Genomic DNA, 1,424 nt, shown 5'->3' with positions numbered 1-1,424 from the left:
CAGCCGACCGCCGACGGCGGCCTCGAAGGCATCCTGGAATACGACGCCGAGATGTTCGCCCCCGCCAGCATGGCGCGCCTGGCCGGCCATGTCGCGACCCTGCTCGGCGCGATGGCGAGGGCCGATGGTGCGGCGAGGCTCAGCAGCCTCGCGATGCTCGGCGCCGACGAACGGCGCCAGCTACAAACGTGGAACGCGACGGCTGCGCCGCGTGCTGCCGACGAGACCATCCTCGATCTGCTCGATGCGGCCGCGCGTGACCATGCCGACCGGCCTGCGATCATCCACGCCGGCGGCGAGATCAGCTATGCCGAGCTGCACCGCCGCGCCGATCATCTCGCGGGACACCTCGCCGCTCGCATTCCCACGACCAACGCGCTGATCGGCATTGCGCTCAACCGCGGGCCGGAGCTGATCGTCGCGATCCTCGCCGTGCTCAAGGCCGGCCACGCCTATGTGCCGCTCGATCCGGCCTATCCGGCCGAGCGGCTGCGCGTCATGGCTGGGGACGCCCGGCTGCAACTGGTGCTGACCGACGGCAGCACCGCCGCATTGCCCGATGATCTCGCGCAGCTCCGGCTCGACGATCCCGCGCTGCTGCAGCCGCCGCCGGCGCGGCCGCACCATCGTCCGCTGCCCGACGACCTCGCCTACGTCATCTTCACCTCCGGCTCCACCGGCCGCCCCAAGGGCGTCGCCATCCCGCAGCGCGGCCTCGTCAATCTCGTGCGCTGGAGCTTTGCCGCTGTCGGCACCGGCGTGCTGGCGGCGACCTTCGCCTCGTCCTCGATCAATTTCGACATGTCGGTGCTGGAGATGTTCTCGCCGCTGAGCTGCGGTGGGTGCATCGAGGTCGCATCCGACCTGCTCGCCATCGCCCATCGCGGCCGCTCCGGCATGCGGCTGTTGAGTGGCGTACCGTCGGTGTTGCGCGCGCTGCTCGACATGTCGGCGCTGCCGACCGACGCGCGCGCGCTGATCCTTGCCGGCGAGGCGCTGCCCGAGGAGCTGGTGCACCGGACGCGCGCCGTGCTGCCGGACTGCCGGATCTGGAATCTGTATGGGCCGACGGAAGCGAGCGTCTATTCCACCGCCTGGTTCTCCGACGGTCCGCACGACGCGCCGCCGACGATCGGCCGCCCCGTCCACAACATGCAGGTGCACCTGCTCGACGAGCGGCTCGCGCTGGTGCCAGCCGGCGTCGTGGGCGAGGTCTATGTCGCGGGCGCGGGGCTGGCGCGCGGCTATATCAACCGTCCCGGGTTGACGGCGGAGCGCTTCATCGCCGATCCATTCGGACCGCCGGGCACCCGGCTGTACCGCACCGGCGATCGCGCGCGCAGGCAGGCCGACGGCACGCTCGAGTTCCTGGGACGCGCCGACCATCAGGTCAAGATCCGCGGCTTCCGCATCGAGCCCGGCGA

General features: G+C 71.2%; 1 protein-coding gene. It reads left to right on the top strand.

The genetic code is table 11. From position 1 onward, the window contains the following. The coding region (locus tag ACQR10_RS32640) for a non-ribosomal peptide synthetase (protein WP_434908818.1) at nucleotides 1–1,424 on the top strand (1,424 nt) is incomplete at both ends.

Source organism: Bradyrhizobium sp. HKCCYLRH2060, assembly GCF_051168135.1.
Taxonomy (GTDB): domain Bacteria; phylum Pseudomonadota; class Alphaproteobacteria; order Rhizobiales; family Xanthobacteraceae; genus Bradyrhizobium.
Note: the sequence above shows the minus strand (reverse complement) of the source record. Positions and strands in the feature narration are given on the sequence as shown.